The organism is Anabaena sp. UHCC 0187 (genome assembly GCF_009712035.1).
GTDB lineage: Bacteria > Cyanobacteriota > Cyanobacteriia > Cyanobacteriales > Nostocaceae > Dolichospermum.
The window spans coordinates 49,203-73,064 of sequence record NZ_VILB01000002.1 but is presented as its reverse complement, the minus strand read 5'-3'; the positions used below and the strand labels follow the sequence as shown (position 1 = coordinate 73,064).

The following is a 23,862-nucleotide window of genomic DNA, read 5'->3' as shown; positions in this document are numbered from 1 at the left end:
ATAAAGCTACTAGCTTTGTTGTAAACAGGGTAGAAAATAAATTTTTTGCAAGGTTTTCTTGGGGTAAATGTAAAGAATATGTTTATTGAAGTAACAAAAACTACAAAACCTTGAGCATGAGATTGTTAATTTGAGATTCATCAACGCTAAGGGGTCTTGCAACTGTGGGTTCGGTTTGTATAGAAATTGTTGAGGGGAATCCCCATCTGAGGTCGTTGTTGGGTTGGCACTTGCAACAACTAGAATACCGAGTTCATCAAGCTGCCAGTATTTATCAAGCAAAAGAAGTATTTCTGAGCCATCAACCCACTCTAGTCATTCTAGATGCGGATTTATCAGATGGTGATGGTGTGGAGTTTTGCCGCTGGTTGCATCGTCAACAACAGCCTTTAATTCTCATGTTATCCGCTCGCACCAATGAAGCTGATATTGTGACAGGTTTAAAAGCGGGAGCAGATGACTATTTAAGCAAACCTTTTGGAATGCAAGAATTTTTGGCTAGGGTTGAGGCGATTATTCGTCGTAACCGGACACCTAATGCACCAGCTTATTTAGATTATGGTAGTTTGCAAATTGATTTAGTCCAGCGCCGGGTTCGTTTCCAAGGGGAGTTTATTGACTTAACACCCCAGGAATTCAGTTTATTATATGTTTTGGCACAAGCTGGAGGAGTGCCTTTAAGTAGATCGGAATTATTGCGTCGTGCTTGGCCTGACGCTATTGATAACCCCCGCACCATTGATACTCATGTTTTATCACTGCGGAAAAAAGTGGAACTTGATCCACGTCAACCCAGCTTAATCCAAACTATCCGCAATGTGGGATACCGGTTTAATATGGAAATTTTGAACACCAATATTCCCCAAACACAAACCAAACTACCAAGAGAGAGATTTACTAATCAACTTCCTGTACTAACTACTCAAAGCTCTTAAAAGAGGGAACAAGGCAAGAGGCAATGAGTTAACTCCATTCTGCTAATGCTTGAGTTTCTGCTTGAGTCAGGCTGGTTGCTAAGTTGCCCCAATCTATCTCAGAAGTAGGTTGATTGACCACTAATTGACCTTGCTGAAGGTGTAAGAGATGGGTACAAAACTCTTGAGCTAAATCAATTTGGCGATTTACCATCAAAATCGCCGAGGAATGGGGTTGATTTGGTTGGGTTAGGGTATTGATTAAGTGAGTAGATGTGGCAGTGTCTAAGGCTGAAGTAGGCTCATCTAAGAGTAAAATCTGGGGTTCGGTAACTAGGGCGCGAGCGATCGCAATTAACTGTCTTTGTCCAGCAGCAAGTTGCACCTCGGTTCGTCCTAACCATTGTTCAGGAATTTGCAGTTGTTCTTGCCAATAACTGACTTTTTCCTGAATGGTTTGCTTAGGTAGACCGCGTAGAATTAAAGGATAGGCCAAGGCTTCCCCAACTGTCATCCCCAACAGCTTAGATTCTTGTTGTACAAGCATTACCCGTTGACGCAGTTGGATAACGGGAATTTGGCGATATTCCTGATTTTTGAGATAAATTTTGCCGCTAGTGGGTTCACTTAAACGGTTGATGAGGCGTAATAAGGAAGTTTTACCAGCACCAGATTCACCAACAATTACCAAGCGATCGCCCGGTGATACTTCAAAGGTAATATCCTGTAAAATCGGGTATTGGTGTTGATGCTGTAAACGTCTATAAAGATTAATAGATTCTAGCCGCAGCATAGGGAAGAGAGCAGGGGAGCAGGGGAGCAGGGAGCAGGGAGCAGGGGGAAAGAATTATTCCCATTACCAATTACCAATTACCAATGCAGTTTGAATAGTCCAAGCATCTACCAATAGCAATAAGAAAGTACAACCTAATAAAATTAGATACATCCAAGGCTGTGCTAGAGAACGAACATCTGTGGTATCAATGCCAGTTTTTGCTTGGACGATATTTACAAACTTGGCAAATCCAGACACCCGCATGGGTAATAAATAAGCTTTACCATCTTGACTTAGGAAATAATATACTAACCCACCTTGACCCGTAGTACGCGGTTTTAGTTCTTTTACTTCTGACCAAGATAGACTCCAACCAGGACGAAGAAACCGAGGAACCCAAATTGGATAAGTCACTTTTATCCCTTCCTCGTCTAAGATAACTCTTTCAGTCAACACCGCATATAACAACACAAAACCGCAACCAATTCCCACCCATAGCAAAGAAGGGGGAGTAGGTGCGGCTGTTGCCTGCGCTAAAAAAGGTAAAGGAACTGTTAATGCTAAATATAAACTTAACAGTGTGATCCGAATTAGGGGAGACAAACGGAAAACAGAAGTTAATTGATTAGCTGAGTTTGCTGTCACGGCTCTATCATGATTGACATTACCTTTATAGTAACTGGAAAAATAACAACAATATGGCTAAAGCCGCGCTATCAGCAAATCATCTATTTTAAAGTTCCTAAAACTGGAGTTAATTCAGTTCCTACAACTTGGGGATTTAAAAATCCACTAGCATAAACACGGGGATTGGTTTGGGAAATAATGGTATAAGATTGGCGAACATGAGCATTCACAGCCACAGTTTTCGCATCATACATTTGCATAGCTACCTTGGGGTAGAAACCAATGCCAATAATCAGCACTAGAAAACAGGCAGCAATAAACACTTCACGGGGTCTGGCATCAGTATATACAGTTTCCGTTGGTAACAGGCAATCTGTACCAAAACAAGCCGTTCCTTCGTCTTCCTGATTTTCAAAACCTGCGTTGTTAATATCGCAAATCAGGGCTGCACCAGAACCATAAAATACTTGCCGCAGCATGGAAAGCAGATAAATAGGTGTGAGGATAACGCCCACAGCGGCTAGGAAAACTGTAACGGTGCAGAATGTCGAGGTGTAAACATCGCTAGTTGTTATCCCCACAAACACCGAAAGTTCACCGACAAAGCCACTCATTCCCGGTAAAGCTAAAGATGCCATTGCCCCCATTGTAAATAAAGCAAATACTTTGGGCATGGCTTGACCAATACCGCCCATTTCTGACATCACCATTGTGCGGGAACGGTCATAAGTTACACCAGCGAGGAAGAACAACACTGAAGCAATTAAACCATGGGAGATCATTTGCAGCATTGCCCCGTTGATACCCAAATCGGTGAAAGAGGCAATTCCTATTAATACAAAACCCATGTGGGAAATTGATGAATAAGCCAAACGCCGTTTCATGTTCGTTTGGGCAAAGGAATTTAAAGCACCATAGATAATATTGACAACACCGAGAATGGCGAGAACCGGGGCAAAGTAAACATGAGCATCAGAGAGTAAGTCAAGATTCAGGCGAATTAGTCCATATCCGCCCATTTTCAACAATACACCCGCCAAAATCATGGACACAGGAGAAGATGCTTCTCCGTGGGCATCAGGTAGCCAAGTATGCAATGGGAAAATCGCCAATTTTACGCCAAAGGCAATTAACAACCCTGCATATAGTAGGAGTTGGAGAGTGAGGGGATATTCTTTATGGGCAAGTTCAGCGATATCAAAGGTGACATTTCCGCCGCCATATAACCCCATTCCTAGGGCTGCTACCAAGATAAATATAGAAGCTGCTGCGGTATAAAGTAAAAATTTTGTAGCTGCGTAGCGTCGTCGTTGTCCACCCCAAATACAAACTAGTAAATATACGGGAATTAATTCGACTTCCCACATAATGAAAAATAACAGCAAGTCTTGGGCGACAAATACCCCAACTTGTGCGGAATACAACACAAGCATGAGAAAATAGAAAAGCTTCGGTCTGCGGTCAACTTGCCAAGCTGAAAAAATTGAAAGGGTGGTAACAAATCCCGCTAAAAGTACCAGTGGGGCGGAAATCCCATCCACGGAAACTGCCCAGTTTAAGCCCAACTGAGGCATCCAAACATAATTTTCTACAAGTTGAAAATTAGCATTAGTCGCATCATAATGCTTCCAAAAGGCATAACACATCAATACAAAGTCAGCAATGCCTACGCCCAGTGCATACCAACGGACAAGTTTGCCGTCTTTATCAGGCAATACAGGAATGAGAAAGGATGCCAGAAGTGGAAATAGGACAATCGCGGTAAGCCAAGGAAATTGAGCCGCTATCATGTCAATAGGAAAAAATACTTATCAGTGAATAATGTTATTGTACTAAACTTTTTAACAATTTCTTTATAAGTTTTTACCCCAGCTTGGCATAAGAGAATATTTACTTCAATAAATCTTATACTTAGCATTGAGTAGATTAGAAAAAGCCTTATTCATAGTGGGTTAAACGATTTAACCTATCTAACCCACCCTTGTATTACGCTGTTACTTCTTCCTTCACTTCCTGCTGCAAAGATGAAAACAATCTATTCAGTGCATTCACATAAGCCTGAGCCGATGCCACAATAATATCTGTGTTAGCCGCATGACCTGAAAATACACGGGATTCATGGCGTAAGCGAATAGTTACTTCTCCTAAAGCATCAATTCCCCCAGTGACTGATTGTACAGAAAACTCAATCAACTCATTCGGTACATTAACCACCCGATTGATAGCTTTGTATACTGCATCTACTGGACCCGTACCAATAGCCGCATCAGTTAATTCTTCCCCGCTGGGAGTGCGAAGAGTCACCGTAGCGGTGGGTGTGGTGTTACTACCACAAGAAACCTGTACTAACTCGACTTTAAATAACTCTGGCGCTTGTTGGATTTCATCATTGACAATCGCTTCCAAATCCCAATCAGAGATTTCTTTCTTTTTATCGGCTACATCTTTGAATTTGACGAAGGCTTTATTCAGTTCGGTTTCTGATAGTTCAAAACCCAATTCTTTCAACCGTGTCCGAAAAGCATTTCTGCCAGAATGCTTACCCAATACTATTTGATTATCTGATAAACCAATCAATTGGGCATCCATAATCTCATAGGTGAGTTTATTTTTCAATACCCCATCTTGGTGAATTCCAGATTCATGAGCAAAGGCATTTGCACCCACAATGGCTTTATTTGGTTGCACCAACATTCCCGTTAAACTGGAAACCAAACGGGAGGTTTTATAGATTTGTTTGGTGTCAATGTTCGTGAGTTGTGCTTCGGAATTTTCAGCGCGTCCCAAAAAAGGATTAAAATATTGTCTGCGGACGTGCAAAGCCATGACTAATTCTTCTAAAGCTGCATTTCCGGCTCTTTCACCAATACCATTGATGGTACATTCTAGTTGACGAGCGCCGTTTTTCACAGCTTCCAAAAAGTTAGCAACTGCTAAACCCAAATCATTATGGCCGTGAACAGAAATAATGGCTTTATCAATGTTGGGGACATTTTCAGTAATGCCTTTAATGATTGCCCCAAATTCGCTGGGAGTAGTGTAACCTACGGTATCAGGAATATTAACAGTTGTTGCCCCAGCCGCGATCGCTCTTTCCAAAACTTCATACAAAAATTCTGGATCAGATCGTCCCGCATCTTCAGGAGAAAATTCTACATCATCGGTGAAGGTTTTGGCATAAGCAACCATTTCTTCAGCAATGGCTACTACTTCTGGTCTGGTCTTTTTTAACTTATATTGCAGGTGAATATCAGAGGTAGCAATAAAAGTATGAATTCTCCCTTTTGCTGCTGGTTTGATGGCTGCTGCTGCGGCTTTAATATCATCATGTCTGGCTCTGGCCAAACTACAAATTATCGGACCATTTTCTGTTCCCACAGTTTGGGCAATTTTGCTAACTGCTTCAAAATCTCCAGGACTAGCAAAAGCAAATCCAGCCTCAATAATATCTACCCCTAAACGTGCTAGTTGTTTAGCAATAACCAGCTTTTCGTCTATGTTGAGAGTTGCTCCTGGACACTGTTCTCCATCGCGCAATGTTGTGTCAAAGATGATAATTCTGTCGGCTTGCTTGCTCATGAGCTTAACCTTGTTTAGTTTTGAGATTGGGCTGAATAAAAGAAAATAAGGGAATTAGAATTAATCAAATGTGGTTTGATTTATCAGTTCTAGAAAATTTATGCTCATGACTGACTTCTAATTCCTCAATTCTTTTTTGATAAAATAACTTGAACTGTGAAGTTTAGTTTTTAACTTTGAGATTTTTGACATACTCCCCGCCCTGAGAGTGCAGAGATTCTGGGTTCAAACAACAGTTGCAGGCATAGCCCGTCTTACACTATCTCGCCCAACAGACAATGCCCTGCCTGTTTCCACTATTCTATTAAAAAGCCGTCCTCAAATGACGGGGCTTTAAACCCAGTTTTTTGGTAAATAAATACTAAGGTAATTAACCGTCAGTTTTTTCTATTCTGTCTCTAATATCGTTCAAGTCTATATATCTATCGGTAGCATTACGTAGCTCTCTAGCGATCATTCCTTCTGTTGATACTACCGTAATATGCGTATTTTTTGAGCGTAATAGTTCGATAGCTCTTTCAAAATCACCATCTCCGCTGAATAATACAACTCGGTCATATTGATCTACCGTATTAAACATATCAACGACAATTTCAATATCTAAATTCGCTTTTTGGGAGTAACGACCAGAAGCATCATCATAATACTCTTTCAGGATTTTCGTGCGGACTGTATATCCTAAACTGATGAGAGCATCTCGGAAACCTCTTTGGTCTTGTGGGTCTTTTAATCCAGTGTACCAGAAGGCATTGATTAATGTAGTTTCTGACTGTTCGTATTTGAAGTATTCTAAAACGCGGCGGGGGTCAAAAAACCAACCATTTTTTTGTTGAGCATAGAACATATTGTTTCCATCTACAAAAATAGACAGACGATTCATTGGAGAACCCATAAAAATTTACACCTAATAATAGATAAGAATGTTAGAGGGAAGAATAGATTATAGCAATTATCAAGTGGTAATTTCGCTAATATCTTTAAGGTACATAATTATGTATAGCTATTATCTTACCTCTTTTAAATCCAGAAATTGGCCAAAATATTCCAGTTGAGATCCTAATTATTGAACTGGTTTCACCTCCGGTACTTATAAATATGTTGTCTGATCAAAATCTACCAATAAAATTGACATAGTAACAGCATTCTGAACTAGATAATATACAATTTTACTCCTAAAGAGGTATGGTATAGGATTTCTAGCAGGGGATAGGCTGATATCTATCAATAGATTTTTTGGTCAACTGTAGGGATAAATTAAGAAAATTATCAATACTTCAGCAAACAGAGAAAACTATTGAGGATACGCATCTAGGATATCCTAAATGAACACCTAAATGTTGCTTGATACTCTATGACACCAGTTTGAATAAGTTGATGACTCGGAATATAAATTTTTATTACAACTTCCCTTATCTGCTATTACAGAGAGAGGTTTAGTTATATACAAGGTGGGGATGTATCTCTATAGAGTTTTTGTACGGCGAATATACTGATATAAGTTGGATGGAAATTAGAGGATACTGGACAAAGGGATAAAATACTCATTTAAGTCTTAAAATTTGAAGTTTTTAGCAGTTGAACAGGGTTCTGAATCAATAAAAGTGTTGTACTTAAACTAACCAGTAACATAATATGGCAAAAGAGCCTATATCTAGCTTAACTAAAAAATCAGCTTCTGTTGGCAAATCAGGAAAGCAGTCTCAGAGAGTCGTAGGCTTGAGTCATTTACTAACTGTTACTTCCGCCTTGATAGCAGCATTACTGAGTGTTTCTGACGGTGTTGGAGTCCAATGGATGGAAAATCAAGTGATGACAACTTGGTTTCAATTGCGGGGAGCAATAGCACCGCCACAAGATATTGTCATTTTAGCAATTGATGATCAGTCCATTACAACTCCTGAACAGTACTATAAATCAGATCCGCAACAGTATGGCTACTTAGAACCGCTGAAATCTTTCCCTTACAAGCGTGAAGCTTATGCTCATGTCATCACTAAATTGATGAAAGCTGGTGCGAAGTCAGTAGCCTTAGATATAGTTTTTGACAAACCCAGCGGTTACGGTGAAGTGGATGATCGCCAATTGCAAGCAGTATTACAACAATACGGCAATAAAGTTACCTTGGCAGCACTTTACGAAAATTTCGATACACATCAAGGAGAATTTAGCCAACTAACCCAGCCCCAGGAAATGTTTCGTTCTGCATCAGTATCTATTGGTGTGGTAAATTTTCGTTTAGAGGTAGATGGTAAAATTCACCGTTTGGCTAGTGAGTTTATCAAGTCTTTGTCTGTAGATAATCCCACGAGTACAAAAATTTCCTCCTTTGCAGAAGCAATTTTAGCATCTGCACAGGTAAAATATCCACCACCAAAGGGTGATCGCATTTATTTTTCGGGGAATGAGGGGACATTTGAGACAATTTCTTTTTGGTCTGTCCTCGACCCAGAAAACTGGAATAATTATTTACAACAGGGCAAATTTTTCCAAAATAAAATTGTGATTATTGGAGCTACAGCCCAGTTAATTCATGATATTCATCCGGTGGCTATGTCCCCAAATCAACGAATGTCTGGGGTAGAGATTCATGCAAATGCAATTGCTAGTTTAATGACTAATAAAACCATTGCCCCAGCCATTAATAATACTATACTAAATGGTTTGTTTGTTCTGATAATAATTGGTAGTACAGGTTTAGTCGTAACTAAAAATAAACATGGGATTAATAGACTTTTATTAAGTATGGCTGTGGCTATAGTTTGGGGAGGAATTAGTTATAGCAGTTTTATTTATGGACAATTAATGCTTCCTACCACAATCCCAATTATAGCAATTACTTTAAATGGGATTGGTTACTTGGGTTTGGAAGTTATCAAAGAAAAAAATAACAAACAACAATTAGTTACGATTTTTCAAAAATATCAATTTTCTCCCGTTGTTCAAGAAATTTTAAATCAACAAACTGACCTACAAGACCTGATTGAAAAAAGAGATTCGGAAGTCAAAGGAAAAATACTCAGCGGCCGTTATCAAATTATTAAAGTTCTTGGTGCTGGGGGATTTAGTGAAACCTATATTGCTGAAGATATCCAACGTCCTGATCATCCCCAATGTGTTGTTAAACAACTCAAACCAGCCACAACTAAAGAGGAAAATTTAGCCCTGGCTAGACGGTTATTTAGTTCAGAAGCAAAAACCCTCGAAAAATTGGGAACACACAATCAAATTCCCCAACTTTTAGCTTATTTTGAAGAAGATGAAGAATTTTATTTAATTCAAGAATATATCCTTGGTCATCCCTTAAATAAAGAGTTAGTATCAGGTAAAACTTTTCCAGAAAATTTAGTTATTGAAATCCTCAAAGACCTTTTACAAATATTAAGATTTGTCCATGACAATGGGGTGATTCACCGAGATATTAAACCTAATAATATTATTCGTCGTCGATCAGATCAAAAACTGGTATTAATAGATTTTGGGGCTGTCAAAGAAGTTAGTACCCAAGTTACAGAAAGTTTTGAGTCAACGGCTTTCACAATTGGTATTGGGACTAAAGGTTATTCACCAAGTGAACAATGTTTTGGTCGTCCTCAATATAATAGTGATATTTATGCTATTGGAATGATTGGAATTAAAGCCTTAACTGGTATTTCTCCCCATGAATTAAAACATGATAGCAATGGGGAAGTAATCTGGTTAGATTATGCAAAAGTTAGTGAACCTTTAGCAGAAATTATCAATCACATGGTTATGGATGATCATAAACTGAGATATAATTCTGCATTTGACGCGCTAGAAGCTTTGAATAAAATACCAATTTCTCAACAAGGAAAAATAGAAACAGTAATAGACTATTCAGAAGACGATGACATTGATAGTGATTCTGTTACCAAACCTTGGATAGAAGATGAGTAAAAAAATATATTTTGAAATTATCCCACAGCAAAATCTTGTTTTTTTACAACAACACCCATTAATTTAAATCATTTAGGAGTTTTATAAATGTCTCGACTATTAGTAACCCAATACCAAGCAGAAGTAGAAAAAATCATTCAATATGGTGGTTCTCGCAAAGAAACTTCTATTCGTGTCGCTTTTCAAAATCTCCTCAATGAATAAAGCTTTTTTTATCTTGATAGACATTTTAATAGAATGCCTTCGTACTGGTTGGAAATTCATAGAGGTGACAAATTAGATAATATATATATAGCTTTTTCAGCATTAGGAAATACAAAACCCTTTCATTGTTTAAGTAGTAATTCAATTATTGATTTACATTTAACCGGTGATTCTCAATGTCTCCCTCTCTACCGTTACGACAAAATAGGAAACCGCATTGATAATATAACCGACTGGGGACTAAAACAAATTCAAACCCATTACCAAGATCCAACAATTACCAAAATAGACATTTTTCATTATACCTACGCAGTCTTACATAACCCAGCTTATCGCACCAAATACGAACTCAACCTCAAACGCGAATTTCCTCGTTTACCATATTATGAAAACTTCCAAAAATGGGTTAACTGGGGTAAACAACTCATGGAATTACATATTAATTATGAAACAATCACACCTTATAACTTAACCCGTCTTGATATTCCCTTAAAAGACAATCAAAAAACACCCAAAGCAAAATTAAAAGCCGATAAAACCAAAAATAGTATTATCTTAGATGATGTCACTACATTAGAAAACATTCCTAAAATAGCTTGGGAATATATGCTGGGTAATCGTTGTGCGTTAGAATGGATATTAGATCAATATAAAGAAAAGAAACCAAAAGATCCAACCATTGCCGAAAAATTCAATACTTATCGTTTCGCAGATTATAAAGAAATTGTCATAGATTTATTAATGAGAGTCTGTACAGTCAGCATTGAAACAATGGAAATAATTCAACAAATGAGCAAATAAATAACGTAGGTTGGGTTGACATAAGGAAACCCAACATCACAAAATCACAACATCCAAAATAAGTTGCTAGTTAGAAAAATTGTCAGAATCAGGATGTCCAGGATTTAAGGATGAACAGGATTAATACTGAGATTTTATCACCAATTATCCATTGCCAGACTTAACTAAGCTAAGGCGCATCTAAATTTGATTTGGTGAAGTTAGAAAATAAGCCCTCAAACTCTTATCTGTTCCCTGTTCCCTCGTCTCAACCAACAATTTAAATGCGTGACAGCTTAGTTGACACTCCCTGTGTCTTTAGAACGGGGAGTGTCAAATCCGATAACCCTCGATAGGTCGGACTAAAAAGGCAAGGTGGGCGCTCTGTCACGCAAAAGCTAACTCCTTTGGGAATGTCATTTGTAGTATTGATGTAGTACGTAAATTTCTAGTTGTCAAGTAGCTAGAGAAAAATTTCTTTTCTTGGTGTAAGCTGTCACTTTTTCCCTGTATAAGTAGCTTTTGCCAAGTAATTGGCGATATTTTTGCCAAAAGATACAAACAAATGTCCAAATTTTTGCCAATATAGAAATATTATTTTGTAAAAATTCACTTGGCAAAAATCAGCATGAGTGAAACACCCATAGAAAATTACGGCAAAAGTTTTCTCGTTCTCATTTTGCCGTTATCGTTTTTGATTGTTTTCGTTGTCAATACCTGGAAGGTTTTACTGCTAATCTTGGGTCTGCTGATGGTTTTCAATCTTTGGCAGCAATATAGATGGGAAAAGTGGTGTAACCAAGTTAACCCGCTTTTTTATCAGTTAATTCGCGAAAACCACGGGAAAATTACACCAATGGATTTGGCAATCAAGGGTAATTTTTCTGGACAGGTGGCAAAACGCTATTTAGATGGTAAAGCTAAGGAATTTGGCGCTAGTGTACTGGACGCAGAAAATGAAGAGCAATCGTACTACTTTATTACTGCTAGTATTCTCGGCGATATTCTTGATAGTAGTGAATCGGTGGAAAAACTGCCGGCTCAACCAGTTACGAAAATTGCCCGTTCGTTTTTAGCTCCACCTCCACCAATAGCCCAGGAGGAGGAAATAAAATCTGAATCTGAACCTGAATCTGAATCTGAATCCTTACCCGAACCTACCCACGAGGAAGTTAAGAAACCTCTGGAAGAACAGTTAGTTTTTGGTTCACTCATTCAATCGGAATTAGCCAAACGCCTAAATGTTTATTCCAGTACAGTTTACAAGCGACGCAATGACCCAGATTTTGCTGAGTGGTGTCGTACCCGTGATCCTGATGGTATTGCTTGGTCTTATTCTCGTAAGTCTAAGGAGTTTTTCCCCGTGGAAGAATAGGGACTGGGGATTGGGGATTGGGGACTGGGTGTAGATAATTTAATTCTCCCCAATTACCCATTACCAATCACCAATTACCTATTACCCATGCCTATCGCTTGACTGATGGATGTTAAGCCGTTTTCCTCTAGTTTGGTTAATAAACCGGCAAGGATGCGGCGTACCATCATTGGTCCTTCATAGATCCAGCCTGTATAAGTTTGAATTAAGCAAGCTCCGGCTGTGATTTTTTCCCAAGCATCCTCAGCCGTAAATATGCCACCTACGCCAATGATCGGCATCTGCCCTTGGGTTTGTTGGTAAATAAAGCGAATTACTTCTGTAGAGCGATCGCGCACTGGTTTGCCGCTAATTCCTCCCGCTTCTTCTTGGGGGGATTTACCAGTTTTTTCAATGATTTGGGTTTGGAGTCCTTCCCGGCTAATTGTGGTGTTGGTGGCGATTAAACCAGCAATTTGGTAGGTTTTAGCCAGAGTAATAATGTCAGATATTGCCTCCCATTCTAAATCGGGGGCTATTTTCACAAATATGGGTTTTTGTGCGGTGTTTTCTTGTTTTAATACATCCAATATCTGACTAAGCATGGCAGCATCTTGGAGCGATCGCAATCCTGGTGTGTTAGGAGAGGAAACATTTACTACAAAGTAATCACCTAAATCTTTCAGTAATCGAAAACTATCTAGATAATCCTGTGCGGCTAGTTCCAAGGGTGTTATCTTAGATTTACCTAAATTAATTCCTATGGGTATGGGTACTGGATGAATTAAGTGTTTTTTTCCCTCTGTCAATCTTGCTGCCATTGCCACTGCACCAGAATTATTAAAACCCATCCTGTTAAGTGCAGCTTTATCTAAAGGCAAACGAAATAAGCGAGGAGGGGGATTTCCGGGTTGTGGGTGATAAGTGACAGTACCCAGTTCGGCAAACCCAAACCCAAAATTATGCCAGATACTAGCAGCAACTCCGTCTTTGTCAAATCCAGCAGCCAAGCCTAGAGGATTGGGAAATTTTAGTCCCAACAAAACTTGCTCTAATCGCGGATCATTTACACACAAATATTGCTGAAGGAGGTTATTTAACCACTTAGTAGAAGGATTATAGCTGGTTTTTGTAAGCCAGTTTAGACTACCAATGGTTTGTTTGTGTAACCACTCTGGCTCGGTTTTTACCAGAGTAAATAAAAAATGACTAACTACTGCTTGATAAATATCCAATTTAGGTTAACATCTACCAATTATTAACAGACACCAGGGACAAAATCCATTAGGAAGGTTCACCAGGCATTCTAAAATATATTACTACAAACTATGTCAAACGATGATCAAAATGAGCAGCAAAAAAAACCTAAAGCTGCTGAACAACAAATCCTATCCTTGGGGCAACTGCTCCAGAACTTGAGAGAAGATGATAGTGTTGACGCACTGATTAAAAATACTATTGGTTATCTTAAAGAACGGTTTGACTACCCATTTATTTGGATTGCTCTTTACGATGAGAGTAACAAAACTTTATATGGAAAAGGGGGATTGACTCCCGATGGAGAAACCAGTTATTTACGAAGATCGATGGTTGTTAAGCCGGGAAATTTTCTAGAGAAAGTAGTTACTCAATTATGTCCTTTAGGCATAGCAAATTTACGGGGAGAGTCTCGCGCCTATGAATGGCAAGAAGTCTCTATCAAATATAACATTCAAGGAACTATTCTTTTACCAATTCGCTATAAAGAAAAATGTTTAGGGTTGGTTTTACTAGGTTCACAACGTTGGGGTTACTTGTTGAGTGGAGAAGCTAGAGCTAAGTTGCTAATAGTCATAGGTGAATTGGGAATATTACTGTATAAAAATAATAATGGTAATAAACAACAGAAGCCAGATTCAACTCCAACTGAACCATTATTACAATTATTAGAAAATGTCCGTTCTGTCAGTGATTTTAATAAAAGATTAGAAGCAGTAGTTGATGCTACTCATAAATTTGTTTCCCCTAGTCGCACAAATATTTATTGGTTGGAAAGGGAAGGAAATTACTTTTGGTGTCGAATGAGTAATAATCTAGTTAATATTAGTAGTACAGACAGCCATAAACCAGGGGCAATTGGCATCACAGTTCAAGATTTGAGTGATTTTTATTATGCTTTATCTACTAATGAATTAGTGTGGATTAGTGAAGATTCTAGTTCTTTAAAAACCAATATTTCAAGTAAGTTATTGCAACGTCTGGGAGTGAAATCACTCTTGGCAGCACCGATTATCTGGCAAAAAGACTTACTAGGATTTCTCACTGTAGAAAGTCATGAACTCCGCAAGTGGATGGAATCAGAAAAACATTTTGTCCAAGGTGCAGCCGGATTAATATCCTTAGTTGCTCCTAATGAAATTATCGAAGGCACAATTAAACAAATTCAACAGGATACTCAATTAACTAATCAAGTTGCCCAAGCTATTTACAGGGAAAAGGATCTAGATTCCGCTTTATATATTTGTGCTGGCAGAATTTTAGAACGGCTAACTGCCACACGATTTCTATTATTACATTATAACCCCCACAAAAATATCTATCAAGTTATTTTCCAGAGTATGCGGCATAATCGCCGACTATGGACATTTGAACTGAGGGAACTAGCAGAAATTGATATTCAGCTTTTGCAAAATGCCAAACAAACCTTAGAAATTGAAAACTTTGAGGCAGATTTGCGTTTCTTAAATTGGCGACGGCAGTTATTAGATAATGGTGTGCGATCGCTGTTAATATGTAACTGTACTCAAGGGCGGACACCAGAATTACTTTTGCTCGTTACCCATGAAACCAACCGATCTTGGAAAACTTTAGAAAAAGAATTACTATGGGTTTTTAGTCAGAATATTGGTGTAGTAGTTCATCATTGGCAACTACGGGATAGTACCAAAGATCAACAAAAAATCTTCCAAGGATTTAAAGAATACCTGAAGATCCTCACCCAAACTAAAAGCGACACAAATACAACTGAAATAGCCGCTCTTCAACAAATAGCATCTGTTTTAGAATCTCCCCTAGCAGTTATTCTTTCCGGTAATTCTGGGCAAAATTGGGCAGAAATCATTCCAGGGGTTATGTCAGATCATCAGTTTCAGGTAGTTACAGATTTTCATGTTTCCTTAGAGAAAGATGTCTTGGCAGAGTTAGCATTAGCCCATAATAGTTACTTGATTCTCAAAGCTTATGATTTACCATCAGAAACTAGACAATGGTTAACAATTCCTGACAGAAGTAAAGTTTTTGTCATGGCATTACGTACAAGTGCTGATTACCAAGCCACCGGCATTATAATTTTGGCGGATTATGAAGAACATAACTGGAGAGAGGCTGGTTTAAATGCTGTATCCACTCTTATTCATCAATTAGCATGGTGGCAAAGTCAACAGCAAACTATTCAACAACTAGAATCTAATACTGAAAATTTAGGCAAACTTAATTGGTACAAACATCGTCGTTTAGAAGAAATTCATAGAATGGCCAAACTTGTACTTGGGCAAATCCGTGATTTAGGCATACCTGCTAGTGAACTAACTCAAATGCGCTATAAGCTGCTGTTTAGACAATTAGACTACATCACTAGTTCGATGACAGGCATAATTAAACAGGAGCAGTGGGATTTGCATATAAGTTTAGAAACTATGTCAATTTCCAGTCTATTGAAGCGAGGAGTAGAAAGAGTTGATATTTTTGCCAAACAGCAACAATTGTGGATAGGAATACATGATGTGGGAGAATCTAACGATCATCGGGAATCATCCCCCATATCTTCCTTACCCGGAGAAGAAACTCATACAGGTTCTACATTAGCCACCACTGGCGACATTGTGAAAATTGAATTGGTTCTCCATGAATTGTTAGTTGCTGCCTGTCAACGTTCTCCTATTGGTGATAGAGTTGATATCTGGTCTCGTCCCTTAGATGATCACTATCTAGAAGTTTTAATTACAGATAATGGCATCATTGAACCACAGTTATTAATAGAATTTAATCAATACCAATCTCCGGTGACACTTTCTACTGCAAACCTGAATAAATCCCCAGGTTTACATCTAGTAATTTGTAAAAAGATGATGCAACAATTGGGTGGAGAATTACAGATATATAAGTTACCAGATAAAAAAGTCGTCAGTCGTTTATTATTACCTTTAGCGGCTCAAAATTCTGACGGTAGTACATTGGGTTCTTAAATTTTCAATTGATGATCATGGGGCGTGTTCGTTCTAAATCTGATTTACCGGAAAAAATCTGTGTAGTCTGTCAACGTCCGTTTACTTGGCGAAAAAAATGGCAAGATTGCTGGGATGAAGTTAAATATTGCTCAGAACGTTGCCGTCGTCGTCGTTCTAACGCTAAAAATGGCAATTGACAATTAACAATTATCAAAATAAATGACATTACAAGTGCAACCTAAATTGATTATTCATGGTGGGGCTGGTAGTTCTCTCCAAGGTAAGGGGGGATTACTAGCAGTCCGCAACTCTCTTTCTAAAATTGTTGAAGGAGTCTATGCTCTCTTAATTACAGGGGCAACTGCCGCTGAAGCAGTAGTTCGAGGTTGTCAAATGTTGGAAGATGAACCCCGCTTTAATGCTGGTACAGGTTCTGTCCTCCAATCTGACGGACAAATCCGCATGAGTGCTTCCATAATGGATGGGACAACTGGGCGGTTTAGTGGTGTTATTAATGTGTCACGGGTGAAGAATCCGATTGAAATGGCGCTGTTTTTACAAAATTCCGATGATCGGGTTTTGTCTGATTACGGTGCGGCTGAGTTAGCGCGGGAGTTACAAGTTCCTACTTATAATGGTTTAACTGATTTGCGTTTGCAAGAGTGGACGCTAGAACGCAAAGATAACTTTAAGAGAACGATGGCTGGTGTGGTCGCAGAACCAGAAATGGCAGAAAGTGCCGGTAGGGGGACTATTGGTGTCGTCGCTTTAGATGGCTATGGTAAATTAGCCGCTGGTACTTCCACTGGAGGTAAAGGTTTTGAACGCATTGGGCGAGTCAGTGATTCGGCGATGCCAGCAGGTAATTATGCAACTAGTCAGGCAGCGGTTAGTTGTACGGGCATTGGGGAAGATATTATTGATGAGTGTCTAGCGGCTAAGGTTGTGGTGCGAGTCACTGATGGAATGTCTCTACAAGAGGCGATGCAGCGATCATTTACGGAAGCTAAGAGGAATAACCGGGATTTTGGAGCGATCGCCCTTGATGCCACTGGCGCGATATCCTATGGTAAAACCTGTGAAGTATTACTGGCTGCTTACCATAATGGAGACAACATTGGCGATACATTGGAATGGAATGATCAAGAACTAATTGGTCATTAGTCAGTTGTCAGTGGGAAGAGGCAAGAGGGGTTGAAAATTTTGAATTGTTGTCCCCTTTTGCCAAATACCCGATATTTACAGATTTAATAAGTATTAAAACTGATACATTATTTTCCTGACAGGTATAAAATATAGATGTACAGTAATTATAGCTTGTAATTTTTTATAGTCTCTGCGTCTTTTGCGCTTCCGTGGTAAAAACAATGAATCTCCCAATAGCACAATCTTGGCATGATGTTCGCACAGCATTAAAAGCGATCTGGGGATATGACGATTTTCGTCCACCCCAAAAAGAAATTGTTAACTGTTTGATATCACAAGAAGATGCTCTAATTATTATGCCCACAGGTGGGGGAAAGTCTATTTGTTTTCAACTTCCCGCCCTACTACAAACAGGATTGACTTTAATAGTTTCTCCTTTGGTGGCGCTGATGGAAAACCAAGTTGATGAATTGCGTCAACGACAGCAAAAAGCAGCACTTTTACATAGTGAGTTACCTGCATTTCAACGTCAAGCAACTTTGCAAGCTTTAGAAAGACAGCAATTAAGATTATTGTATTTATCACCAGAAACCTTACTCAGCCCAGCAGTGTGGAAAAGGTTATGTAATCCCCAACTCCAAATTAATGGTTTGATTCTGGATGAAGCCCATTGTTTGGTGCAGTGGGGTGATACTTTTCGTCCGGCTTATCGGCGTTTAGGGGCTGTGCGTGAAGCGTTGCTAAAATCAAAACCACCGGGAACAAAAATTAGTATAGCAGCTTTTACGGCCACGGCTGATCCTCTAGCCCAAAATATTATTTCTACAGTTTTAAAATTAGACAAACCTGAGATTTTTCGGATTAATCCCTACCGGGAAAATTTAAATCCTACTGTCCGGATTGCTTGGACTCCTAAAGATAGAAAACAACAATTATTAAAGTTTATTCAAAAACGACCAAATCAAGTTGGTTTAATTTATGTACGGACTCGAAGAGATAGTGAAAATTTAACCCAGTGGTTAACAGAAAATGGTTATCAAACCGCTAGTTATCACGCGGGATTAGGTGCAGAAAAACGTCGGAATATTGAAGCTAGTTGGTTAGGTGGAAAAATCCCATTTGTGGTGTGTACTTGTGCTTTTGGCATGGGGATAAATAAACCAGATGTGCGCTGGGTGGTTCATTTTCATGCGCCATATTTGTTATCTGAATATGTGCAAGAAATAGGACGGGCGGGAAGAGATGGTAAACCCGCTGATGTTTTAACTTTAGTAAGTGAACCAACGGGATTTTTAGATTCGGAGGATAAGCAAAGACAGAAATTTTTTGAACAACAAATGCGATCACAACAAGAAAAAGCTCAACAATTAGCCAAAAAACTTCCACCCCAGGGTGAAGTAAATGCTGTAATTGAAGAATTTCCTACTGGTGCTGTGGCACTTTCTCTGCTCCATAGTAATGGACAACTGAAATGGCTTGATCCTTTTCATTACTCTATTTGTTCTCAGTCAGGAAATCCACCAGAAACACAATTACAAGCTGCTAAACAAATGAGTGAATATCTAACTACTAAAAAGTGTCGTTGGCAGTTTTTATTAACTGCCTTTGGCTTTAAAGCAGCAACTGTTAATTGGCGTTGTGGACATTGTGATAATTGCAGAAATCAATCATCTCACATTTTACAAAATCCTATTAACAAAACGCCTAGTAAGTAGTAATGAAAAATGCAAGATTAAAAATTAAAAAAACAAGGGTAAAGGATCTAACTCTTGCAATTTTTAATTTTTAATTCTCAATTTTTAATTCTTAGTTGATTCCTGGCTACAATATTTATTTAATTGAACGCCTAAAGCATCTGATTCTTTACCAGCAGTTTTAGCTGCGGTTGTCAGTGCGGAATCAATTTCTTTTCTAGCTTTTTCAATTTTTGCCCTACCATCTGATGATGCTTCCGCTTTTTTAGTATCTGCAAGAGCTTGAGAGGCTTTGGCTATGGCTTCACTAAGATGATCAAAGCTTTTGCTAAATTTGGTTTCAAATTCTTGCAATTTGGGATCTTTTAAATTTAATTCCTGAATAGACTTAGTGACCTTTTTCAAATCTTTGGATAATTGCGAGCTTGTTGATACCTGCTGACCTTTTTTGATATCAATCAACGAAGTACCTTGATTAACAACTGTCATCAATCGCTGACATTGGGAGACTTTACTCTCGCTGCAACTAGTAATTAACAAAGCAATGCTCAGACTAACAGGAGCAATAACTGAATAACGGGAAAACAACATTAACATCCCAAGCGCATTAAAATTCCCTAAATATTAGATCAGATGATCATCAATTCGCAATTACGAATTTCTGTGTTGAGCAGTTTACCAATCTACTGGCAACCCTAATTTATCTAAGGTTTTGCCATCTTGCAACAGTGGTTGAATGTCGCTGTCTATTTGGATTTTACCAGTAGAGAGGACTAAAGCCCGTTGGGTGACTCTTCCTAGCCAATTTAAGTCGTGAGAAGCTATTAACATCACTTGAACAGGCAATTTTAATAATACTTGGGCTAAATGTCGTCGCCATGCTGGGTCAAGTCCGTTGGTTGGTTCATCTAAGATGAGAATGGCAGGATTTAGGGCTAAAATCGTGGCTAAGGCGGCTAAACGTCTTTGTCCTCCAGAAAGTTCATGGGCTGAACGGTGGGCGTAGGCCTCTAATCCAAAGTCGGCTAATAATTGATGGGCTTTATCTTTAGCGGCTATGGATGAAACACCATAATTAAGGGGGCCAAAGGTAATATCTTCCAGAATTGTGGGCATAAATAATTGGTCGTTAGCATCTTGGAAGGTAAAACCAATTTGTTGCCGTATTTGTGGCAAATTCTCTGGTAATAAGGGGATACTGTTAATCCAGATTTTGCCACTTTGGGGATGTTTTAAGCCAATGAGGTTTTCTAGGAGGGTGCTTTTTCCTGAGCCGGTAGCGCCCATTAAAGCGACGCGATCGCCTGTTTGTAAGCTAAAGGAAATTTCTTGTAATACGGGTTGCTGGTGTGAATAGGCATATACCAGATTTTGGACTTCAACGACATTAGTATGTGGTTGAGAGAGGGAAATTTGGGGATTAGAAGTTAATGATGTCAAGATTCACCACTCAAATAACAGTAAGGTAGGAACTTAGGGTTAAACAAGTAGCTGTTACCCCAGCTATTAACAGGATAAAACGTTCTTTTGGTTTGAGGGGGGAATCTATGGGTAATTTTCCGTTATATCCACGGGCTACCATGGCCGCATAAACTCTTTCGGCTCTGTCGAGGGTGCGGAGATATAAAGCCCCAATCATGGAAGCACTGGCATAGCGTAACCATCCCCCTGCACCTTTTAGCCCTCGTAATTGGGCGCTGCGCTGCATTCGGGTCACTTCTGAGAGGAGTATTTCTAAGTATTGCCCAGCGAGGATCAGGTTTTCTTTTAATGGTGCAGGTATTGGTAAGCTTTTGAGGGCAATACCGAAACTGTGGGGGGGTAAGGTTAATAAAAAACTATTCATGGCAATTAAACAAATTAGGGAACGCAGTAGCAAAAAACTGGCTCGTTCCCATCCCAATGGTAAAGCCATCAATGAGAGAAAAATTAATTCTGTCCCCAGTAATCCGCCTAATTTGCGAATGGGTACTTGTAAGATACAAGCCCAGATAAGTGCGATCGCCCCATATACGAGTAAATTAGACCAGGTATAATGTTTTAAACAAGCTGCCCCAATCACAATGATCAGGGATAATTGCAAGCGTAATGGCAAGGAAATATTAAGCATTATTCGGTTTGATAACTTTGGCAATTCCAAAAGCCACAGCAAAGCAAGCTGTAGAACCCACTAATCCGGCAATACTTGTCCCGATTTGCCCTAAACCTTTAATCTCATAGTCAGCCAAAGGTGTCGGTACAATTACCCGCACATTTTCAGCTAAGTTGATAAAACCCACGTTTTCTGCTACTTTTTCTAAACCATCTGGCCAAGCGGAAGCAAATAGAGACAACACACCCGAAATCAGTAAAATACTCACAACGGGAACTAACCAGCCTCTAATTTTGTGTTCTTCACCTGGTAACAAATCTGGACGGGCTGTGGCTAGATAGGTTAATACACCCCCGGTAATTAATCCTTCTCCAATACCAATCAAAATATGTACACCTGCCATGGTGGGTAAAACTATGTTAGCTGGTGCTGTACCAGACAGGGCTAATTGAATGGCACAAGCTACGGCGGCGACAACTACGCTCACTCCTGCTGCTATCCCTGCTGCCAGGGGTAAACGCCTTTGAGAACCGCCCAATAGTCGTTGTAAGGTTTGGGTTAATCCCCATGCTACCCAAACGCCGATTACTCCCATGTTTAAAATATTTGCACCTAAAGCGGTGATACCACCATCAGCAAATAGTACGGCTTGAATAATTAAAACTGTGGCAATACATAACATTCCCGCCCAAGGACTACCTAAAATAATGGCAGCTAAAGCCCCTCCTAATAAGTGGCCGCTAGTTCCTCCCGCTACGGGAAAATTAATCATTTGGGCGGCGAAAATAAAGGCTGTGGTTAAGCCGAGAATGGGGGCGCGACGAATGCCAAAGGCTGTTTGCGATCGCTCAAAAGCCACAAATAAAGCGGCTGCACTGGCTAAACTGGTGGCGGCTGCAACTGGCACAGAAATAAATCCATCGGGTATGTGCATGAGATTGGTGTTTTTTGAAATGTGTTTTTTGCAAACTATAAGCATTCAGCATTCAGCTTTCAGCTTTCAGCTTTTGAATGAAAGAGGTAAGCATTCGTTTAATCTCAGTCACGTCATTAGCCAGAGATTCATAGTTTTTGGCTGGGAGTAGGTTAAGATCATGAGCAAGTAATAAATGATATTCAAGTTCACTGGCTGAACCCATAGCAATTTGAAGAAAACGGGCTAGTTCTGCTTCTCCTTTTCTGCCACATCCCTCAGCTATATTTGCAGGGATTGAAGCACAGGATCGGCGTGTTTGGCTTGTCAATCCATACAGTTCTTCTTTGGGAAATATCTGTGTTTGCCTATAGACAGATAAAGTAAGCTGATGAGCTTTTTCCCACACTTTCAATTCTCTAAAATCTCTCAATCTTAAATTCCCCTGATTTCCTGATTTAGTTAGTTTTAAGCTGACGGCTGATAGCTGATAGCTGATAGCTGATAGCTTACAATTTAAGTAATATAACGGCTAATAAAATTAATAGCAAACTAAAAGTTATCTCTTTTGACAATACCCTATTGGTAGATATTTGGGAATTTTATTTAGGGTAATTTTGTAATAAAAAATACGTCAAATTATATATTTATTTTTTAAATCGTTAACATTTATAAATCTTTATGACATATTCTCATAATTGTTCGTGATTATGAATTTATTAATTTTCTGGAGGATGCCAACCAGCAAGTACCCAATAACTGCGAACTTCTAAAGCATCTGCATCATCACTTAAATGCAAAACTTTAACAGTAGCTCTCCCAGTTGGTGTTTTACCCACAATTTGCAATCCATCTTTTGTCCAAAAAAAATGCTCAGACCAAATTTGAGTACGTGGGTTAAATAATTTAACTATATCACCTGTTTCTGAATCAATATTTGTTATTTTATCACTTTTGTATCTATTACAAATAGGACAAGCTAACCATAAATTTGATTCATTATTACTACCACCTTTCGCTATAGGAATAATATGTTCTATTTCCAAACGTGCCATTACTAAATGTTGAGGACTCAAACAATAGCCACAACGATTTTGAGCATCTTTCCGAACACGACGTTCTATTTCAATAGGAATATAAGATCGAGCCATGACTATTAATTAATTGCAGGTATCAAACCACGTTCAACAGCCACTTTCAAGGCTTTTGCTTTCCGCACTAAACCACGTCTGTAAACTTGCATAAGTTCATCTAGTTGGCTATTTTCTATATCATTTAGCTGTCCTTCTTGTTGACGTGCTAAAAGATCACTAAAAATTTCTTGTTGTTGAGTTTCCATTTGCAAATCGCACAATGACAAAATCTGTTCATCTGGTAATGATTCTACAGGTAATTCATTGCTGGCACGGTCAATCCATTCTAGTAATACATCTTCAAGGCGACGATGGGTAAAAGCAGCGATTTCTTTGGCTTTTTGCACCAGTGTTTCCGGTAGTTGGAGGGTGATAGTTTCAGACATTTTGATAAAATGAAACTGTTATCTTTTATTGTAACTCTAAAATGTTAATATATGCACCCTACAACAGATTTTTAGTGTGCTACTTGCGTAAGTTATAAAAAAATCAACTTTGTTTAGTAGTTTATAATATTGAACAGGAGGTAAT

At 38.9% G+C, this 23,862-nt stretch carries 20 protein-coding genes and 1 pseudogene; 8 read left to right on the top strand and 13 right to left on the bottom strand.

Going from position 1 to position 23,862, the window contains the following annotated elements:
- The first annotated feature begins 164 nt into the window (after window positions 1-164).
- Window positions 165-935 (top strand): response regulator transcription factor, encoded by a 771-nt coding sequence (locus FJR11_RS01645; protein WP_168501986.1) that lies wholly within the window; start codon window positions 165-167, stop codon window positions 933-935.
- A gap of 28 nt (window positions 936-963) precedes the next feature.
- On the opposite strand, the gene FJR11_RS01640 is transcribed toward FJR11_RS01645, so the two are convergent.
- The 5 genes from FJR11_RS01640 to FJR11_RS01620 form a co-directional block, all read right to left on the bottom strand.
- Window positions 964-1,707, bottom strand: a complete 744-nt coding sequence (locus FJR11_RS01640) for an ATP-binding cassette domain-containing protein (protein WP_168501985.1) — start codon at window positions 1,705-1,707, stop codon at window positions 964-966.
- 63 nt (window positions 1,708-1,770) lie between these two features.
- Window positions 1,771-2,334 carry a hypothetical protein gene (locus tag FJR11_RS01635; protein ID WP_168501984.1) on the bottom strand — a complete coding sequence of 188 codons (564 nt, stop codon included), beginning with the start codon at window positions 2,332-2,334 and terminating at the stop codon, window positions 1,771-1,773.
- An 83-nt stretch (window positions 2,335-2,417) separates the two neighbouring features.
- On the bottom strand, window positions 2,418-4,106 hold the full coding sequence (locus FJR11_RS01630; RefSeq protein WP_168501983.1) for an NAD(P)H-quinone oxidoreductase subunit 4: 1,689 nt from the start codon (window positions 4,104-4,106) through the stop codon (window positions 2,418-2,420).
- A gap of 196 nt (window positions 4,107-4,302) precedes the next feature.
- Window positions 4,303-5,895 (bottom strand): 2-isopropylmalate synthase, encoded by a 1,593-nt coding sequence (locus FJR11_RS01625; protein WP_168501982.1) that lies wholly within the window; start codon window positions 5,893-5,895, stop codon window positions 4,303-4,305.
- Window positions 5,896-6,265: 370 nt separating this feature from the next.
- Entirely contained in the window at window positions 6,266-6,787 is a 522-nt protein-coding gene (locus FJR11_RS01620) for an NYN domain-containing protein (RefSeq protein ID WP_104387051.1), read from the bottom strand.
- 740 nt (window positions 6,788-7,527) lie between these two features.
- Here FJR11_RS01620 and FJR11_RS01615 point away from each other — a divergent pair.
- From FJR11_RS01615 to FJR11_RS01605, 3 genes and pseudogenes are all read left to right on the top strand, one after another.
- The gene (locus FJR11_RS01615) at window positions 7,528-9,810 is read left to right on the top strand and encodes a CHASE2 domain-containing serine/threonine-protein kinase (RefSeq protein WP_168501981.1); all 2,283 of its coding nucleotides are present in this window, start codon (window positions 7,528-7,530) and stop codon (window positions 9,808-9,810) included.
- A 219-nt stretch (window positions 9,811-10,029) separates the two neighbouring features.
- Window positions 10,030-10,815 (top strand): annotated as a pseudogene (locus FJR11_RS01610) (type ISP restriction/modification enzyme); the annotation flags it as partial.
- Window positions 10,816-11,422: 607 nt separating this feature from the next.
- Window positions 11,423-12,169, top strand: coding sequence for a hypothetical protein (locus tag FJR11_RS01605; protein ID WP_168501980.1), 747 nt, complete (start codon window positions 11,423-11,425; stop codon window positions 12,167-12,169).
- 74 nt (window positions 12,170-12,243) lie between these two features.
- Here FJR11_RS01605 and FJR11_RS01600 read toward each other — a convergent pair whose 3' ends face one another.
- Window positions 12,244-13,383: a quinone-dependent dihydroorotate dehydrogenase gene (locus FJR11_RS01600; protein WP_168501979.1), complete on the bottom strand. Its 1,140-nt coding sequence runs from the start codon at window positions 13,381-13,383 to the stop codon at window positions 12,244-12,246.
- A 93-nt stretch (window positions 13,384-13,476) separates the two neighbouring features.
- Between FJR11_RS01600 and FJR11_RS01595 the strand changes: the two genes are divergently transcribed.
- The 4 genes from FJR11_RS01595 (at window position 13,477) to FJR11_RS01580 (ending at window position 19,214) form a co-directional block, all read left to right on the top strand.
- Window positions 13,477-16,371, top strand: coding sequence for a GAF domain-containing protein (locus tag FJR11_RS01595; protein ID WP_168501978.1), 2,895 nt, complete (start codon window positions 13,477-13,479; stop codon window positions 16,369-16,371).
- A 17-nt stretch (window positions 16,372-16,388) separates the two neighbouring features.
- Complete coding sequence (locus tag FJR11_RS01590; protein WP_168501977.1) at window positions 16,389-16,550, top strand: DUF2256 domain-containing protein; 162 nt, start codon at window positions 16,389-16,391, stop codon at window positions 16,548-16,550.
- Between the two features lie 22 nt (window positions 16,551-16,572).
- Entirely contained in the window at window positions 16,573-17,517 is a 945-nt protein-coding gene (locus FJR11_RS01585) for an isoaspartyl peptidase/L-asparaginase (RefSeq protein WP_168501976.1), read from the top strand.
- Window positions 17,518-17,720: 203 nt separating this feature from the next.
- Window positions 17,721-19,214 carry an ATP-dependent DNA helicase RecQ gene (locus FJR11_RS01580; protein WP_168501975.1) on the top strand — a complete coding sequence of 498 codons (1,494 nt, stop codon included), beginning with the start codon at window positions 17,721-17,723 and terminating at the stop codon, window positions 19,212-19,214.
- Window positions 19,215-19,298: 84 nt separating this feature from the next.
- Here FJR11_RS01580 and FJR11_RS01575 read toward each other — a convergent pair whose 3' ends face one another.
- The 7 genes from FJR11_RS01575 to FJR11_RS01545 form a co-directional block, all read right to left on the bottom strand.
- Entirely contained in the window at window positions 19,299-19,790 is a 492-nt protein-coding gene (locus FJR11_RS01575; protein WP_168501974.1) for a hypothetical protein, read from the bottom strand.
- A 78-nt stretch (window positions 19,791-19,868) separates the two neighbouring features.
- The gene (locus tag FJR11_RS01570) at window positions 19,869-20,633 is read right to left on the bottom strand and encodes an energy-coupling factor ABC transporter ATP-binding protein (RefSeq protein ID WP_168501973.1); all 765 of its coding nucleotides are present in this window, start codon (window positions 20,631-20,633) and stop codon (window positions 19,869-19,871) included.
- Window positions 20,634-20,643: 10 nt separating this feature from the next.
- The gene (locus FJR11_RS01565) at window positions 20,644-21,303 is read right to left on the bottom strand and encodes an energy-coupling factor transporter transmembrane protein EcfT (protein ID WP_168501972.1); all 660 of its coding nucleotides are present in this window, start codon (window positions 21,301-21,303) and stop codon (window positions 20,644-20,646) included.
- Window positions 21,296-22,219, bottom strand: coding sequence for an energy-coupling factor ABC transporter permease (locus tag FJR11_RS01560; RefSeq protein ID WP_168501971.1), 924 nt, complete (start codon window positions 22,217-22,219; stop codon window positions 21,296-21,298). The genes FJR11_RS01565 and FJR11_RS01560 overlap by 8 nt, the downstream gene beginning before the upstream one ends.
- 52 nt (window positions 22,220-22,271) lie before the next feature.
- Window positions 22,272-22,631: a four helix bundle protein gene (locus tag FJR11_RS01555; protein ID WP_168501970.1), complete on the bottom strand. Its 360-nt coding sequence runs from the start codon at window positions 22,629-22,631 to the stop codon at window positions 22,272-22,274.
- Window positions 22,632-22,917: 286 nt separating this feature from the next.
- A complete protein-coding gene (locus FJR11_RS01550) occupies window positions 22,918-23,349 on the bottom strand; it encodes an HNH endonuclease (RefSeq protein WP_168501969.1) in 432 nt (143 codons plus the stop codon).
- Window positions 23,350-23,354: 5 nt separating this feature from the next.
- Entirely contained in the window at window positions 23,355-23,717 is a 363-nt protein-coding gene (locus FJR11_RS01545; protein WP_168501968.1) for a hypothetical protein, read from the bottom strand.
- Between the last annotated feature and the right edge of the window lie 145 nt (window positions 23,718-23,862).

Bases quoted from the DNA above. Each gene is read 5' to 3' on its own strand.
- FJR11_RS01590 (WP_168501977.1), top strand. From the start codon at position 16,389: ATGGGGCGTGTTCGTTCTAAATCTGATTTACCGGAAAAAATCTGTGTA.
- FJR11_RS01630 (WP_168501983.1), bottom strand. From the start codon at position 4,106: ATGATAGCGGCTCAATTTCCTTGGCTTACCGCGATTGTCCTATTTCCA.
- FJR11_RS01560 (WP_168501971.1), bottom strand. From the start codon at position 22,219: ATGCACATACCCGATGGATTTATTTCTGTGCCAGTTGCAGCCGCCACC.
- FJR11_RS01625 (WP_168501982.1), bottom strand. From the start codon at position 5,895: ATGAGCAAGCAAGCCGACAGAATTATCATCTTTGACACAACATTGCGC.
- FJR11_RS01565 (WP_168501972.1), bottom strand. From the start codon at position 21,303: ATGCTTAATATTTCCTTGCCATTACGCTTGCAATTATCCCTGATCATT.
- FJR11_RS01640 (WP_168501985.1), bottom strand. From the start codon at position 1,707: ATGCTGCGGCTAGAATCTATTAATCTTTATAGACGTTTACAGCATCAA.
- FJR11_RS01615 (WP_168501981.1), top strand. From the start codon at position 7,528: ATGGCAAAAGAGCCTATATCTAGCTTAACTAAAAAATCAGCTTCTGTT.
- FJR11_RS01545 (WP_168501968.1), bottom strand. From the start codon at position 23,717: ATGTCTGAAACTATCACCCTCCAACTACCGGAAACACTGGTGCAAAAA.
- FJR11_RS01605 (WP_168501980.1), top strand. From the start codon at position 11,423: ATGAGTGAAACACCCATAGAAAATTACGGCAAAAGTTTTCTCGTTCTC.
- FJR11_RS01550 (WP_168501969.1), bottom strand. From the start codon at position 23,349: ATGGCTCGATCTTATATTCCTATTGAAATAGAACGTCGTGTTCGGAAA.
- FJR11_RS01575 (WP_168501974.1), bottom strand. From the start codon at position 19,790: ATGTTAATGTTGTTTTCCCGTTATTCAGTTATTGCTCCTGTTAGTCTG.
- FJR11_RS01585 (WP_168501976.1), top strand. From the start codon at position 16,573: ATGACATTACAAGTGCAACCTAAATTGATTATTCATGGTGGGGCTGGT.
- FJR11_RS01580 (WP_168501975.1), top strand. From the start codon at position 17,721: ATGAATCTCCCAATAGCACAATCTTGGCATGATGTTCGCACAGCATTA.
- FJR11_RS01595 (WP_168501978.1), top strand. From the start codon at position 13,477: ATGTCAAACGATGATCAAAATGAGCAGCAAAAAAAACCTAAAGCTGCT.
- FJR11_RS01620 (WP_104387051.1), bottom strand. From the start codon at position 6,787: ATGGGTTCTCCAATGAATCGTCTGTCTATTTTTGTAGATGGAAACAAT.